The sequence below is a fragment of the Plantibacter cousiniae (nom. nud.) genome (genome assembly GCF_977070315.1).
Window position 1 is genome coordinate 16,976 of sequence record NZ_CDRVEU010000012.1, and the last position, 16,392, is coordinate 33,367.

The 16,392-nt window shown below is 61.1% G+C and carries 12 protein-coding genes; 11 read left to right on the forward strand and 1 reads right to left on the reverse strand.

All coding sequences use genetic code 11. The features are described 5' to 3' along the window. Positions 1–234 precede the first annotated feature (234 nt). From gluQRS to ACW55A_RS21140, 11 genes are all read left to right on the forward strand, one after another. Positions 235–1,122 carry a tRNA glutamyl-Q(34) synthetase GluQRS gene (gluQRS, locus tag ACW55A_RS21090; RefSeq protein WP_046719946.1) on the forward strand — a complete coding sequence of 296 codons (888 nt, stop codon included), beginning with the start codon at positions 235–237 and terminating at the stop codon, positions 1,120–1,122. Positions 1,123–1,220: 98 nt separating this feature from the next. Next, positions 1,221–1,397, forward strand: coding sequence for a hypothetical protein (locus ACW55A_RS21095; RefSeq protein WP_002552060.1), 177 nt, complete (start codon positions 1,221–1,223; stop codon positions 1,395–1,397). Next, positions 1,387–4,335 (forward strand): sensor histidine kinase, encoded by a 2,949-nt coding sequence (locus ACW55A_RS21100; RefSeq protein ID WP_032609075.1) that lies wholly within the window; start codon positions 1,387–1,389, stop codon positions 4,333–4,335. Before ACW55A_RS21095 ends, ACW55A_RS21100 begins: the two co-directional genes overlap by 11 nt. A gap of 22 nt (positions 4,336–4,357) precedes the next feature. Beyond that, positions 4,358–5,791, forward strand: coding sequence for a sigma-54-dependent transcriptional regulator (locus tag ACW55A_RS21105; protein WP_003430684.1), 1,434 nt, complete (start codon positions 4,358–4,360; stop codon positions 5,789–5,791). Between the two features lie 698 nt (positions 5,792–6,489). Next, entirely contained in the window at positions 6,490–7,893 is a 1,404-nt protein-coding gene (locus ACW55A_RS21110) for a polynucleotide adenylyltransferase PcnB (RefSeq protein WP_455809570.1), read from the forward strand. Beyond that, positions 7,886–8,392: a 2-amino-4-hydroxy-6-hydroxymethyldihydropteridine diphosphokinase gene (folK, locus tag ACW55A_RS21115; protein ID WP_498811571.1), complete on the forward strand. Its 507-nt coding sequence runs from the start codon at positions 7,886–7,888 to the stop codon at positions 8,390–8,392. Before ACW55A_RS21110 ends, folK begins: the two co-directional genes overlap by 8 nt. Before the next feature lie 228 nt (positions 8,393–8,620). Then, positions 8,621–9,421, forward strand: a complete 801-nt coding sequence (panB, locus tag ACW55A_RS21120) for a 3-methyl-2-oxobutanoate hydroxymethyltransferase (RefSeq protein ID WP_455809571.1) — start codon at positions 8,621–8,623, stop codon at positions 9,419–9,421. After that, positions 9,418–10,269, forward strand: a complete 852-nt coding sequence (gene panC / locus ACW55A_RS21125) for a pantoate--beta-alanine ligase (RefSeq protein ID WP_455809572.1) — start codon at positions 9,418–9,420, stop codon at positions 10,267–10,269. Before panB ends, panC begins: the two co-directional genes overlap by 4 nt. Before the next feature lie 253 nt (positions 10,270–10,522). Beyond that, on the forward strand, positions 10,523–12,187 hold the full coding sequence (gene pgi, locus ACW55A_RS21130) for a glucose-6-phosphate isomerase (RefSeq protein WP_498811572.1): 1,665 nt from the start codon (positions 10,523–10,525) through the stop codon (positions 12,185–12,187). A 259-nt stretch (positions 12,188–12,446) separates the two neighbouring features. Further along, positions 12,447–13,313 (forward strand): oxygenase MpaB family protein, encoded by an 867-nt coding sequence (locus tag ACW55A_RS21135; RefSeq protein ID WP_455809573.1) that lies wholly within the window; start codon positions 12,447–12,449, stop codon positions 13,311–13,313. Between the two features lie 107 nt (positions 13,314–13,420). Further along, positions 13,421–14,599 (forward strand): acetyl-CoA C-acetyltransferase, encoded by a 1,179-nt coding sequence (locus ACW55A_RS21140; RefSeq protein WP_455809574.1) that lies wholly within the window; start codon positions 13,421–13,423, stop codon positions 14,597–14,599. 39 nt (positions 14,600–14,638) lie between these two features. On the opposite strand, the gene ACW55A_RS21145 is transcribed toward ACW55A_RS21140, so the two are convergent. Then, positions 14,639–16,381: a PTS fructose-like transporter subunit IIB gene (locus tag ACW55A_RS21145; RefSeq protein WP_003430694.1), complete on the reverse strand. Its 1,743-nt coding sequence runs from the start codon at positions 16,379–16,381 to the stop codon at positions 14,639–14,641. Between the last annotated feature and the right edge of the window lie 11 nt (positions 16,382–16,392).

The window sequence follows — 16,392 nt, forward strand, 5'->3', positions numbered from 1 at the left end:
GCGAATCTTGTTCCCACTCCGTGCTCATCGCTGTCCACAGTCCAACTGACTCCCATGCGCTCTTTGATCGCGATGGCACTGACGACGCAGAGTGCGACGTTAGTGACGGCACTGCTGTGTGACGCAGAGCGTCACGAACTGCACGCCAACGCGGAGCATTGACACAAGACTCTGCATAACCACCCACTGCGTTCCACTTGCCCGCCCAAGCCCGTCACCCGTAACATCCCGCCCATGAAAAAACCGGCCTATATCGGGCGCTTTGCGCCGACTCCCAGTGGTTACCTGCACTTTGGCTCGCTGGTCGCAGCCCTCGCTTCCTATCTCGATGCGCGTGCGGCAAACGGTCAGTGGCTGCTGCGCATGGAGGATCTCGACCCGCCGCGTGAAGTGGCCGGCGCGCAGGCGGGGATTCTTGAGACGCTTGAGCGCTACGGTTTTGAATGGGACGGCCAGATGGTGCGGCAAAGCGAACGCCATGACGCTTACGCCGAGATCCTCCAGCGCTGGTTCAATCATGGCCTGGCCTACGCCTGCACCTGCTCGCGCAAACAGCTTGAAGACTTTCAGGGTGTCTATCCGGGTTTCTGCCGCAATGCAGGGCATTCTCCGGAAAACGCCGCCATCCGCATTCGCGTACCGGAGCTGGAATATCGCTTCGAAGACCGGGTTCAGGGCCTCTTCAAAATGCACCTGGGGCGCGAAAGCGGTGACTTTGTGATCCGCAGGCGCGATGGTCTGTATGCCTATCAACTGGCCGTGGTCATTGACGACGCCTGGCAAGGCGTCACCGATATCGTCCGCGGTGCCGACCTGCTCGACTCGACACCCCGCCAACTGTACCTGCAGGAACTGCTGGGCCTGCCCCAACCGCGCTACCTGCATGTGCCGTTGATCACCCAGCCTGATGGTCACAAGCTGGGCAAGTCCTATCGTTCCCCGCCACTGCCGGCCGACCAGGCGACGCCGCTGCTGCTTCGGGCCTTGCGAGCACTGGGGCAGCCGCTCGATGCACACATGAGCGATGGCACCGCGCAGGAAGTGCTTGCCTGGGGCATCCGCCACTGGAACGCTGACCTGATACCCCGACTGCGCAATATTGAAGAAGCCCGGATAGACTGATCCAGAGCGGTCGCCGCAAACTGCGACGCAAGGATACTTGCAGGTTATCCGGCATCCGTTAACATGCCGCTCCTCATCTACCAGCGCAGGGAGACCAGATGTACATATACCGGTTGGTTTTGCTTCTGGTGGTCGGCATTTATCTGTTCTCTCCAGCCATCATGGACTGGTGGATCGATGCCACCGGTGCCTGGTATAGGCCCTACATGCTGTGGCTGATCCTGATTGTGGTGACGTTCATTCTGCAGAGCCAGCGAGATGCCGATGAGCTTTAGTCTGACGCAGATGCTGCTGGTCAGCGCCGCCTACCTGCTGGTGCTGTTCGGTGTGGCCTGGGTCAGCGAACACGGTCTGATTCCGCGCTGGATCATTCGTCACCCGCTGACCTACACCCTGTCACTGGGTGTCTACGCAAGCGCCTGGGCGTTTTATGGCACGGTTGGTCTGGCCTATCAGTATGGCTACGGCTTTCTGTCCAGTTATCTGGGGGTGTCCGGGGCCTTCCTCCTCGCGCCGGTGTTGCTTTACCCGATCCTCAGAATTACCCGCACCTACCAGCTGTCATCACTGGCCGATCTGTTCGCCTTTCGTTTTCGCAGCACCTGGGCCGGCGCGCTGACCACCGTATTCATGCTGATCGGCGTGCTGCCACTGCTGGCCTTGCAGATTCAGGCGGTCGCCGACTCCATCGGCATTCTGACCCGCGAGCCGGTGCAGGACCGGGTCGCAGTGGCGTTCTGCGCACTGATCACCCTGTTCACGATTTTCTTTGGCTCACGGCACATCGCCACGCGCGAGAAACACGAGGGCCTGGTGTTCGCCATCGCCTTTGAATCGCTGATCAAGCTGATCGCCCTGGGCGGCGTTGGGCTGTATGCCTTGTATGGCGTGTTCGACGGCCCGCAACAACTGGAACTGTGGCTGCTGCAGAACCAGACCGCCCTCGCCTCGCTGCACACGCCTTTGCAGGAAGGCCCGTGGCGCACGCTGCTGCTGGTGTTCTTCGCCTCGGCCATCGTCATGCCGCACATGTACCACATGACCTTCACGGAAAACCTCAACCCGCGCTCGCTGGTCAGCGCCAGTTGGGGTCTGCCGCTGTTTCTGCTGTTGATCAGCCTCGCAGTACCGCTGATCCTCTGGGCAGGCCTCAAGCTCGGCGCCACCACCAGCCCGGAATACTTCACGCTCGGCATCGGGATCGCCGCCAACAGCAAGTCTCTGGCCCTGCTCGCGTATATAGGCGGGCTGTCGGCGGCCAGCGGGCTGATCATCGTCACCACGCTGGCGTTGTCCGGCATGGCACTCAATCACCTGGTGCTGCCGCTGTATCAGCCACCCGCCGAGGGCAATATCTACCGCTGGCTGAAGTGGACGCGACGCGGACTGATCGTGGCGATCATCGCCTTGGGTTACGGCTTCTATCTGATGCTCGGCGCGCAGCAGGATCTGGCCAATCTGGGCATCGTCGCCTTCGTTGCGACCCTGCAATTCCTGCCGGGTGTGCTGTCGGTACTGTACTGGCCGACCGCCAACCGGCGCGGCTTCATCGCCGGGCTGCTGGCCGGCATTTCGGTCTGGGCGGTCAGCATGCTGTTGCCGCTGATCGGCAACCTGCAGGGCTTCTATATTCCCTGGCTGAACATGATCTATGTGCTGGACGACACCAGTTGGCACATGGCAGCCATCGCCTCGCTGGCCGCCAACGTCTTGCTGTTCACCCTGATCTCGCTGTTCACCAATGCCAGCCCTGAAGAAGCCGGGGCTGCCGAGGCCTGCGCGGTCGATAACGTACGCCGCCCGCAACGCCGTGAACTGCATGCCATCTCGCCGCAGGAGTTCGCCACCCAACTGGCCAAGCCGCTGGGCGCGAAAGCCGCGCAGAAGGAGGTCGAGCAAGCACTGCGCGATCTCTACCTGCCGTTCGACGAGCGCCGCCCCTATGCCCTGCGCCGCCTGCGCGACCGCATCGAAGCCAACCTGTCCGGGCTGATGGGCCCCAGCGTAGCGCAGGACATGGTGGAAACCTTTCTGCCGTACAAATCGGGCAGCGAAAAATACGTCACCGAAGACATACATTTCATTGAGAGCCGGCTTGAGGACTACCACTCGCGCCTCACCGGCCTTGCCGCCGAACTCGATGCCTTGCGCCGCTACCACCGCCAGACCCTTCAGGAACTGCCGATGGGCGTCTGCTCGCTGGCCGAAGATCAGGAGATCCTGATGTGGAACAGGGCCATGGAAGAACTGACCGGAATCGTCGCCCAGCGCGTGGTCGGTTCGCGACTGGAAACCATTGCCGAGCCGTGGAAGGGCCTGCTGACCGGTTTTACCAGCCTGCCCGATGAGCATTTGCACAAGCAGAAGCTCGGTCTGGACGGCCAGACCCGTTGGCTCAATCTGCACAAGGCAGCCATTAACGAGCCCCTGGCGCCGGGCAACAGCGGCCTCGTGGTGCTGGTCGAAGACCTGACCGACACGCAAATGCTCGAAGACAAGCTGGTGCACTCGGAACGTCTGGCAAGTATTGGCCGACTGGCCGCCGGTGTGGCGCACGAAATCGGCAATCCGATCACCGGTATTGCCTGTCTCGCCCAGAACCTGCGCGAAGAACGCGAAGAGGACGGCGAGCTCAAGGAAATCAGCAGCCAGATCCTCGAACAGACCAAGCGCGTATCGCGCATCGTCCAGTCATTGATGAGCTTTGCCCACGCGGGCGCCCATCAACATAGCGACGAAGCCGTTTGTCTGGCCGTGGTGGCTCAGGATGCTATTGGTCTGCTGGCGCTGAACCGGCGTAATTTCGAAGTACAGTTCTACAACCTGTGCAACCCTGAGCACTGGGCTGTCGGCGATCCGCAGCGGCTGGCGCAGGTGTTGATCAATCTGCTCTCCAATGCCCGCGATGCCTCCCCGGCAGGCAGTGCAGTCAGGGTCAGAAGCGAAGTATCCGAGCACACTGTGGACTTGATCGTCGAAGACGAAGGCAGTGGGATTTCAAAGGCAATCATGGACCGATTGTTCGAGCCGTTCTTCACCACCAAGGACCCTGGCGAGGGAACCGGACTTGGCCTGGCGCTGGTCTATTCCATCGTTGAAGAGCATTATGGACAAATCACTATCGACAGCCCGGCCGATCCCGAGCAGCAGCGTGGAACCCGAATCAGGGTGACCTTGCCACGCCATGTCGACGCGACGTCCACCGCGAACTGAGACCGTCGAGAGAACTGAATCAATGCCGCATATTTTGATCGTCGAAGACGAAACGATTATCCGCTCAGCCCTGCGTCGCCTGCTTGAACGCAACCAGTATGAAGTCAGTGAAGCCGGCTCCGTTCAAGAGGCTCAGGAACGCTTCAGCATCCCGTCGTTCGATCTGATCGTCAGCGACCTGCGCCTGCCTGGCGCGCCCGGCACCGAGCTGATCAAGCTCGGCGAAGGCAAACCGGTGCTGATCATGACCAGTTATGCGAGCCTGCGCTCGGCGGTCGACTCGATGAAGATGGGCGCGGTGGACTACATCGCCAAACCCTTCGATCACGATGAAATGCTCCAGGCAGTCTCGCGGATCCTGCGTGATCGACAGACGGTCAAGCACCTTCAGGACGAGCGCAACGCCACCGCCAAAACCAGCAGCGCTGAAAAAGGCCCGGCACAGAACCATAATGGCGAGATCGGCATCATCGGCTCATGCCCGCCCATGCTCGATCTCTACAGCAAGATCCGCAAAGTCGCCCCGACTGATTCCAATGTTCTGATTCAAGGGGAATCAGGCACTGGTAAGGAACTGGTCGCCCGCGCCCTGCACAATCTCTCACGCCGCGCCAAGGCGCCGATGATTTCCGTCAACTGTGCGGCCATTCCCGAATCGCTGATCGAGTCCGAACTGTTCGGTCACGAGAAAGGCGCGTTCACCGGAGCCAGCGCAGGCCGTGCAGGTCTGGTTGAGGCCGCTGACGGTGGCACGCTGTTTCTCGATGAAATCGGCGAACTGCCGCTGGAAGCCCAGGCTCGCCTGCTGCGCGTATTGCAAGAGGGCGAAATCCGTCGCGTCGGCTCGGTGCAATCGCAAAAGGTCGACGTACGCCTGATTGCCGCGACCCACAGGGACCTGAAAACGCTGGCCAAAAATGGCGAGTTTCGTGAAGACCTGTTCTATCGCTTGCACGTCATCGCCCTGAAACTCCCGGCGCTGCGGGAACGTGGCAGCGACATCCTGGAAATCGCCCGTGCGTTCCTGGCTCGCCAGAGCAGCAAGGTCGGGCGCGACGACCTCAAATTTGCACATGACGCGGAACAGGCTATCCGCCATTACAGTTGGCCGGGCAACGTACGCGAGCTGGAAAACGCCGTGGAACGCTCGGTGATTCTGTGCGAGAACCCGGAAATCACCGCTGACCTGCTGGGTATCGACATTGAGCTCGACGGGCTGGATGACGACGAATACATGGGCATGGCGCCGTTGCCGGGCTCTTCTGGCTCGACGGGCAACGAGCCCGCCGAAGACCTGTCGCTCGAAGACTATTTTCAGCACTTCGTTCTGGAGCATCAGGACCATATGACTGAGACCGAGCTGGCGCGCAAACTGGGTGTCAGTCGCAAATGTCTGTGGGAGCGCCGTCAGCGTCTGGGTATCCCGCGTCGCAAGGGCGTCGCCAACGAGACATAAAATCAGCCCAAGGCTCTGGCACGCGGTGCGCAGGGCGGGGACAAACTGTTACCTCACGCGCTTCACGTAACAAAAGCCGGGTCTTACGGTAACGCAGGCCCGGCTTTTTTGTGCGCACTCGAACGGCCTTTCGACCGCAAAGGCCCGGTTTACGGGGCCTGGTCAAAGTTGGCACAGCTTCTGCTATATGCTTGGTACGAGAAGAACAACAAGCCGTACGACACCCATAATAAAAACAATACGAATCGACTCACGCATAACAAGAACAACACGGCGGAGGCGCAGCTAACTGATTCTTTTGGAGAGGAGTTGTATTGGGGGCTTGCCCCGCAACCAGGCCGAGAACAACAAAAACTACCCTTAGGTAGCGCCTGAACTGGTTGGATCGAATGATCATTGCAACGCAGCGACCAAAGCAATCCGTTTGCTCTTGACTCCCGATTGGGAGGTTTCACAGACGCAAGTCTCGTGAATGGGCACTCAACAAAAACAAGAAGCCCAGGCAGAAAACAATAATAAAGAGCACACACTTTGGGGGAGCTTCGGCTCCCCCAGTAGCTTCCCCGCCTTGATCCGCGCCATCGCTTACCCTTCCGCGACAGCTTCCTACACCATCACTCGACTAAATGCTAGAATCCCCGCCCATCATGCGGTCATTCCACGTTTTTGGCCGAATATTCCTTCAAACAGTGCATCCCATGCTGAAGAAGTTGTTCCAGTCATTTCGTTCCCCACTGCGCAAACCGCAGCAACACACGCGCACCACGCCTGAAGTGCTCAACAGCAGCCAACATTCGCTGCAACGCAGTCAGTTCAGTCGCTATGCCGTGAATATCGTCGAGCGCCTGCAGAATGCCGGCTACCAGGCCTATCTGGTCGGTGGCTGCGTACGCGACATGATGCTCAACATCACGCCCAAGGATTTCGACGTCGCCACCAGCGCCACGCCCGAACAGGTGCGTGCCGAATTCCGCAACGCGCGGATCATCGGTCGTCGGTTCAAGCTGGTGCACATCCACTTCGGTCGCGAGATCATCGAAGTGGCGACATTCCGCGCCAATCATCCTCAGGATGACGAAGAAGAGGACAGCAACCAGTCCTCGCGCAATGAAAGCGGACGCATCCTGCGTGACAACGTATACGGCACGCTCGAAGAAGACGCCCAGCGTCGCGACTTCACGATCAACGCGCTTTACTACGATCCGGTCAGCGAGCGCGTTCTGGATTACGCCAACGGCGTGCATGACATCCGCAATCGCCTGATCCGCCTGATCGGCGATCCGGAGCAGCGTTATAAAGAAGACCCGGTGCGCATGCTGCGTGCCGTGCGCTTCGCGGCCAAGCTGGACTTCGGCATCGAGAAGCACAGCGCTCAACCGATCCGCGCACTGGCGCCGATGCTGCGTGACATTCCGTCGGCCCGCCTGTTCGAAGAAGTGCTCAAACTGTTCCTCTCCGGGCACGCTGCCCCCACCTTTGAAATGCTGGTGGACCTGGAGTTGTTCGAACCGTTGTTCCCGGCCAGCTCCAAGGCCCTGGAATACAACCCGACCTACACCCATACGCTGATCAGCAATGCGCTGATCAATACCGACCTGCGCATCAAGCAGAACAAACCGGTCACGCCGGCGTTTCTGTTTGCTGCTCTGCTCTGGCCTGCGCTGCCAGCCAAGGTGCTGCGCGCCCAGGAACGTGGCATGCCGCCGATTGCAGCGATGCAGGAAGCCGCTCACGAACTGATCATCGAGCAATGCCAGCGCATCGCGATTCCCAAGCGCTTCACCCTGCCGATCCGCGAGATCTGGGACATGCAGGAGCGCCTGCCGCGCCGTTCGGGCAAACGCGCCGACCTGCTGCTCGACAACTCGCGGTTCCGCGCGGGCTACGACTTCCTGCTGTTGCGTGAAACAGCGGGCGAGCAGACCGATGGTCTGGGCCAGTGGTGGACCGATTATCAGGAATGCAACGACAGCGAACGCCGCGACATGATTCGCGACCTGAGCAACAAGCCTGAAGCGGCGGGCACAGCCCCGCGCAAGCGTCGTCGTAACAGCGGCGCCAAACGCAAGCGCACCACGGGCGAGGCGCAAGGCGGTGAGTGAACCGCTGTTGGCCACTGAACGCGTGTATATCGGTCTGGGCAGCAACCTGGCTGACACGGCTGAGCAATTGCGCAGCGCCCTCAAAGCCATTTCGCAGCTGCCCGATTGTCACTTGAGCGGCGTGTCGTCCTTCTATATCAGCGACTCGCTACTGCCAGGCCAACCGCGCTTCACCAATGCCGTCGCGGCAATCGACACCGCTCTGCCCCCCCTGACGCTGCTTGATGCGCTACAAGCCATTGAGCTGGATCAGGGCCGCGAACGCCATGAACGCTGGGGGCCGCGCACGCTGGACCTCGATATTCTGCTGTTCGGCGACCGTCTGATTGACGAACCACGCCTCAAAGTGCCGCATTACCACATGCAGGCCAGGGCATTCGTGCTGTACCCACTGGCAGAGCTGGCTCCAGAGCTGACACTGGCCGACGGGCGCCCACTGAATCGCCTGCTTGATGAATGCCCGTTCACAGGTCTTGAGCGTCTGCCTGCCGAGGCATGAAGCCTGTCTGTCACCGCACCGGTGTAACCGGTCGGACGCACAGGTAACACCTTCAATTGACTTCACGCCCCCTCCTCACGAAGATAGGCCTCCCGCCGCCACACCACAGGCGAACGGGCGCGAAACAGGCCTTTGCAAAACACCGCGATACGACGGTGTGCCTGCTTTTCCAGGATGACTCTCACGCGCTGAGCACCCGTCTTCACAGCGCCTGATGGAGGACTTTACATGCCGAACATAACCGTTACGTCGCTGCTGGCCATGAAGCAGAAGGGTGAGAAAATCACCATGCTGACCTGCTACGACGCAACTTTCGCCCACACGGCCTCCCAGGCGGGTGTCGAAGTGCTGCTGATAGGCGACTCGCTGGGCATGGTCCTGCAGGGTCACGACAGCACCCTGCCTGTTACCACGGCTGAAATGGCGTACCACGTCGCCTGTGTGAAACGCGGCAACCAGGGCGCGATGATTCTCGCCGACCTGCCGTTCATGGCCAACGCAACGCTGGAACAGACCCTGATCAACAGCGCAACGCTGATGCAGGCGGGCGCACACATGATCAAGGTCGAAGGCGCTGCATGGCTGGCCGAGTCGATCCGTTTGCTGGCCGAGCGCGGCATTCCGGTGTGCGCGCACATGGGCCTGACCCCACAGGCCGTCAACGTGCTGGGCGGCTACAAGGTTCAGGGTCGGCTGGAGGCGCAGGCCAGGCAGATGCGCGCCGATGCAATCGCGCTGGAACAGGCGGGCGCAGCGATGATCCTGCTGGAGTGCGTACCCAGCGAACTGGCTGAGGAAATCACCCAGGCAGTGAAGGTCCCGGTCATCGGCATTGGCGCAGGCAGTGCCACCGACGGTCAGGTCCTGGTGCTGCACGACATGCTCGGCCTGTCCATCACCGGGCGCGTGCCCAAGTTCGTGAAAAATTTCATGACCGGCCAGCCCGACATCCAGTCGGCTATCCGGGCCTACGTGGCCGCAGTCAAAGACGTCAGCTTTCCGGCCACTGAACACGGATTCTCGGCATGAACACAGTAAAAAACGTACAGGACCTGCGCGCCGCTGTTGCGCGGGCACGCAGCGAAGGCAAGCGCATCGCGCTGACCCCAACGATGGGCAACCTGCACAGCGGCCACGCCGCGCTGGTCACCAAGGCGGCGCAGCGTGCCGATTTCGTGGTCGCTACCATTTTCGTCAATCCGCTGCAGTTCGGCCCCAATGAAGACCTGGCCACCTACCCTCGCACGCTGACTGCCGATCAGGAAAAACTCCTGCAGGCCGGCTGCAACCTCCTGTTCACGCCAAGCGTGGAGGAAATGTACCCGCACGGCATGGCCGACCAGACACTGGTCAGCGTGCCGCACCTGTCGCAAGGCCTGTGTGGCGCCAGCCGCCCCGGCCATTTCGAAGGTGTCGCGACCGTGGTCAGCAAGCTGTTCAACATGGTGCAGCCTGATCTGGCGATCTTTGGTGAAAAAGACTTCCAGCAACTGGCCGTGATTCGGGCCATGGTCCGTGATCTGAACATGCCGATCCAGATCATCGGCGAGCCGACGGTACGTGCCGACGATGGCCTGGCGCTGTCCTCGCGCAACGGTTATCTGAGCGACGATCAGCGCGCCGCGGCACCCGCGCTGTATCAGGCGATTCGCCAGACCGCCGACGCGATCAGGGCCGGCGAGCAGGATTTCGATGCGCTGCTGGCGAGCAAGAGGCAGCAACTGGAGGCCGCCGGTTTTCGTATCGACTATCTGGAGATACGCGATGCCACCAGCCTGCGTCCGACGACTGCCGAGAATCGCAACCTGGTCATCCTCGCAGCGGCATTCCTGGGCAAAACCCGCTTGATCGACAACCTGCACCTGACCAGAAGCTGACAGGATGTGCGCAGGCAATGAACTAAGACACACCGGTAATGCCATACCGGTACAGGTTGCCTGAACCACAGCCGACAGTATTCGAGACAAAACCCCGGTTGCCTGTGTGCGAAAAAGTACCGGGGTCATGTAAGGCGAGGCGCAGACAAACAGGTACGCGAAGGGTAGTCTGCGATGTGTAGCCCGTGAGAAAGCTTGCGACCTCGCTCCAACAATATCCAAAGACAGAACCAGTTAAAGGAAACCCGCAGCGATGGCGTACTACCGCACTCCTTCCGATGTGACCGCTCTGCCCGCTTGGCAAGCGTTGAGCAAACACCGCCAGGCCATGCAGAACTTCAACATGCGCGAAGCGTTCAACACCGACCCGCAGCGCTTCAGCCAATTTACCCTCAGCAGCGCTGGCCTGTTTCTCGATTATTCCAAAAACCTGATCACCACCGAGACCCGCGACCTGTTGGTCAGCCTGGCTGGCGAAGTGGGCCTCAAGGAGGCGATCAAGGCTCAGTATGACGGCGAGCTGGTCAACTCATCCGAAGGCCGCCCTGCTCTGCACACCGCTCTGCGCCGTCCGGTCGGCGACAAGTTGAAAGTCAACGGCGTCGATGTGATGCCGGACGTACACCGCGTACTCAATCAGATGACCGAACTGGTCGGCCGCATCCATGACGGCCTGTGGCGCGGTTACACCGAAAAACCGATCACCGACGTGGTGAACATCGGCATCGGCGGCTCGTTCCTCGGCCCGGAGCTGGTCTCCGAAGCGCTGGTGGCCTACGCGCACAAGGGTGTCCGCTGCCATTACCTGGCCAACATCGACGGCAGCGAGTTTCACGAGTTGTCGATGAAGATTCGTGCCGAGACCACGCTGTTCATCGTCTCGTCGAAATCCTTCAACACGCTGGAAACCCTGAAAAACGCTCAGGCTGCACGTGCCTGGTACCTGGCGCAGGGCGGCTCGGAAGTCGAACTGCATCGCCACTTCATCGCGGTGTCCAGCAACAACGCGGCGGCCGTGGCCTTCGGCATCCGTGAAGAAAACATCTTCCCGATGTGGGACTGGGTCGGCGGTCGCTATTCGCTGTGGTCAGCCATCGGTCTGCCTATCGCGCTAGCCATCGGCATGTCCAACTTCAAGGAACTGCTGTCCGGTGCCTACACCATGGACCAGCATTTCCAGAGCGCGCCGTTCGAGCAGAACATGCCGGTGTTGCTGGGCTTGCTGGGCGTCTGGTACGGCAATTTCTGGGGCGCACAAAGCCACGCGATTCTGCCGTACGATCACTATCTGCGTAACATCACCAAGCACTTGCAACAACTGGACATGGAATCCAACGGCAAGAGCGTCCGTCAGGACGGTACGCCGACGTCGACCGATACAGGGCCGGTGATCTGGGGTGGCGTGGGCGCCAATGGTCAGCACGCTTACCACCAGTTGCTGCACCAGGGCACGCAGATGATTCCGGCCGACTTCATTGTGCCGATCGTCAGCTTCAACCCGGTTGCCGACCATCACCAGTGGCTGTACGCCAACTGCCTGTCGCAAAGCCAGGCACTGATGATGGGCAAGACCCGCGCAGAAGCCGAAGCAGAACTACGCGAGAAGGGTATGGGCGAGCAAGAGGTGCAGAAGCTGGCACCGCACAAGGTCATCCCCGGCAACCGTCCAAGCAACACGCTGGTGGTCGAGCGCATCAGCCCGCGTCGTCTTGGCGCGCTGGTGGCCATGTATGAACACAAGGTGTTCGTGCAGAGCGTGATCTGGGGCACCAACGCCTTTGACCAATGGGGTGTGGAGCTGGGCAAGGAAATGGGCAAGGCGGTCTACCAGCGCCTGACCGGCGGCACCGAAGAGCCGGCTGACGATGCATCGACCCAAGGTCTGATCAACTACTTCCGCGGCCGTCACCGCGGCTGATTTGTCCCTCTCATGGTTATGACCATCGTTCCCACGCTCCGCGTGGGAATGCCGTTCGTGACGCTCTGCGTCACAAAAAGGACGCAAAGCGTCCAGAACTGCATGCCGACGCGGAGCGTCGGCACGATAGTCATTTGGATTTGTGTATAACGTCGACACGATAGTCAGTTGGACTTGTGCATCACAGTGAGCGCTGCGCGCTTGGCATGAGAGCTTCAGTCAGTTTTATCCACGCCCTCCCCGATGCCCTGAGCACGACATGAAATTCATCCGCACCCGCATCGAAACCCAGGTCATCAGCCTTACCGGCCTGGCGCTGGGTCAACTTGATCTGGAAAGCCCCAAGGGCGATCCGGGTCTGTTTGGCCCTCAGGCGGTGTGCTGGAAGGTGCATGGCGATTTCACCAGCATGCTGGTCGGCGGCATCAGCGCATTGATGCTGCAGGCTTTGCACCCGCTGGCACTGGCGGGCATCTGGGACCACTCCAACTTTCGTCAGGACATGCTCGGCCGCCTGCGCCGTACCGGGCAATTTCTGTCCGGCACCACCTATGGCTCAACGCGAGATGCCAACTGGCTGATCGACAAGGTCCGCAACATTCACCTTAACATCGTCGGCACCGCGCCCGATGGCCGGCCGTATGCCGCCAGCGACCCGGATTTGCTGACCTGGGTGCATGTGGCTGAAGTCAGCAGCTTTCTCGCAGCCCATCTGCGCTACCTCAACCCGGATATGTCGCTCGCCGATCAGGACGCGTATTACGCTGAAACAGCGCTGGTTGCCGAGCGACTCGGTGCACGCAACGTTCCACGCTCGCATCAGGCCATCGCTGACTATCTGGCAGACATTCGTGGTCAACTGATCTGTGACGCGCGCAGCCGTGAAGTGCTGCGCCTGCTGCTTGACGCGCCTGCCCCCAACTGGCTGGCCAAGCCGTTTGGCGTGTTGATGATGCGCGCCGGTATCGATCTGCTGCCGGACTGGGCCAGTGACATGCTCGACATCACGCAAAGCCCCTTCAAACGCCGGATGATCCACCTGGGCGTCAACAGTACTGCGCCCATTCTGCGCTGGGCCGTACGCGACGGATCGGCGCAACGTGCCAGGCGCCGCATGGACGTTTGAACCACACGTGACGGTTTGCGGCAAACCGTGACCGAGCGGTTCACGGTTGGAACCTGCCGGCCTATCTGTGCCACCATGAGCGCTCAATAACAATGAGGATCAGCACCATGCTCGACGTCGTTATCGTCGCCGCCACCCGTACCGCCGTGGGCAGCTTTCAGGGCTCACTGGCCTCTGTCGCCGCAGTCGACCTCGGCGCAGCGGTCATTCGTCAACTGCTTGCCCGCACCGGCGTGGACGGCGCGCAGGTCGATGAAGTCATCATGGGTCAGGTGCTGACCGCAGGCGCTGGTCAGAACCCGGCGCGACAGGCAGCCATCAAGGCCGGCCTGCCCTTCTCGGTACCGGCCATGACCCTGAACAAGGTCTGCGGCTCCGGCCTCAAGGCCCTGCACCTGGCGACCCAGGCGATCCGCTGCGGCGACGCCGAGATCATCATCGCCGGCGGCCAGGAAAACATGAGCCTGTCCAACTACGTGCTGCCGGGCGCGCGCACCGGTCTGCGCATGGGCCACGCCAGCATGGTCGATACAATGATCACTGACGGCCTGTGGGATGCATTCAATGATTACCACATGGGCATCACCGCCGAGAACCTCGCGAAGCAGTACGACATCAGTCGTGAAGCCCAGGACGAGTTCGCCGCCTTGTCTCAGCAAAAGGCGATGGCTGCGATTGAAGCCGGACGCTTCGCCGATGAGATCACGCCGATCCTGATCCCCCAGCGCAAGGGTGATCCGCTGTCCTTTGCAACAGACGAGCAGCCCCGCGCCGGCACCACCGCCGAGACCCTGGCCAAGCTCAAGCCCGCCTTCAAAAAGGACGGCACGGTCACCGCCGGCAATGCCTCGTCGCTGAACGACGGGGCTGCCGCCGTGATGCTGATGAGTGCCGCCAAGGCCGAGCAACTGGGTTTGCCGGTGCTGGCGCGCATCGCCGCGTATGCCAACGCCGGTGTCGACCCGGCCATCATGGGCATCGGGCCGGTCAGTGCCACGCGTCGCTGCCTGGACAAGGCTGGCTGGTCGCTGGCCGAACTGGACCTGATCGAAGCCAACGAAGCCTTTGCCGCACAATCCCTGTCGGTGGGCAAGGAGCTGGGGCTGGATCCGCAAAAGCTCAACGTGAATGGTGGCGCTATCGCCCTTGGCCACCCCATTGGCGCGTCGGGCTGCCGCGTGCTGGTGACACTGCTGCACGAGATGATCAGGCGCGATGTGAAGAAGGGCCTGGCCACGCTGTGCATCGGTGGTGGTCAGGGGGTTGCCCTGGCGCTGGAGCGCTAGGGCAGGCAGAAGGCGCGGGACAGCCCGCGCCTTGCATCATCAGGCGGCTGCGGGCGCCACTTCCATGTCAGCAGGCTCCGGACGCTTGATCAGCGCGTAGATCACGCCGGTCAGCACACTGCCGGCGATGATCGCCACCAGATAAAGCAGCGCATGGTTGATCGCGTTGGGGATCAGCATCACGAACAGGCCACCATGCGGTGCCATCAGCTTGCAACCGAAGTACATCGACAACGCACCCGTCAGCGCGCCACCCACGACACTGGCCGGAATCACCCGCAACGGGTCCTTGGCAGCGAAGGGAATGGCACCTTCCGAGATGAAGCACAGCCCCAGCACGAACGCCGCCTTGCCTGCTTCACGCTCGCTCTGGGCGAACTTGCGGCGAGCCAGGATCGTGGCGATGCCCATGCCGATGGGCGGCACCATACCGGCAGCCATCGCTGTGGCCATCGGCGCGTAGCTCTGGGACGCCAGCAAACCGACCGAGAACGCATAGGACGCCTTGTTGATCGGCCCACCGAGGTCGACGCACATCATTGCGCCCAGCACCACGCCCAACAGGATCGCGTTGGTGGTGCCCATGCTGTCGAGGAAGTGCGTCAACGCTTCGAGCATCCCGGCAACCGGCTTGCCGACCACGTAAATCATCACCAGACCGGTGAACAGGCTCGACAGCAACGGGATGATCAGAATCGGCTTGAGCGCTTCGACACTGGCCGGCAGACGTGCGTAGCGGTTGATCGCGGCAGCACTGTAACCGGCCAGAAAGCCTGCAACGATACCGCCAATGAACCCGGCACCCAGCGTACTCGCCAACAGACCACCGATCATGCCGGGTGCCAGCCCCGGACGGTCAGCAATCGAATAGGCGATGTAACCGGCCAGCAACGGCACCATCAGTTTGAACGCCGCTTCCCCACCGATCTGCATCAGTGCCGCAGCCAGCGTGCCCGGCTCTTTGAACGCGGTGATACCGAACACGAAGGAAAGAGCGATCAACAGCCCGCCTGCCACGACCATCGGCAGCATGAACGACACGCCGGTCAGCAGGTGCTTGTAGACGCCCGTCTTTTCTTGTCTGGCGGGTGACTTGGCGGTGGCCTCATCGGATTCCACCTGCCCTTCCGCCAAGGCTTTTTTCAGGGTCGCCTCGGACTGCTTGAGGGCGATCCCGGTGCCGCAACGGTAGATCTTCTTGCCGGCAAAGCGGTCGGTATTGACCTCGATATCCGCCGCCAGCAGCACCACGTCGGCATCGGCGATGGCCTTGGCGCTGAGCGGGTTGCGTGCACCGACCGAACCCTGGGTTTCGACTTGCAGGTCGTAATTCAGACGCTTGGCAGCCTGCTGGATCGCTTCGGCCGCCATGAACGTGTGCGCGACGCCGGTCGGACAAGCCGTGATCGCAACGATGCGCGGTTGCGCGCCCGTATCACCGCTTGCCTGAGGCGCCGCTGCTTCGGACGCCACATGCACCTGCGCTTCTCGCTCGGCGCGCTGCAGAAAACTGTCGACATCCTGCAACGCATGCGCAGGCGAATCCTGAAACAGGCGTTTGCCGACAAAGCGGCTCAGGTCCACAGGACCGGTATTGACCACCAGGACAAGATCGGCGGCTTCGATGTCCTGAGCGGACAAGTGCTGATCGGCCTTATTGGGATCGATGATTTCGACGCTGGTTTCCCAGCCCTGGCGCAGGGCCGCCGCTTCGAGCAATCGTGCGCTGAGTACGCTGCTGACCTTGCCGTTCGGGCAGGCCGTAACTATGGCTAACTTCATGACGATCCTCT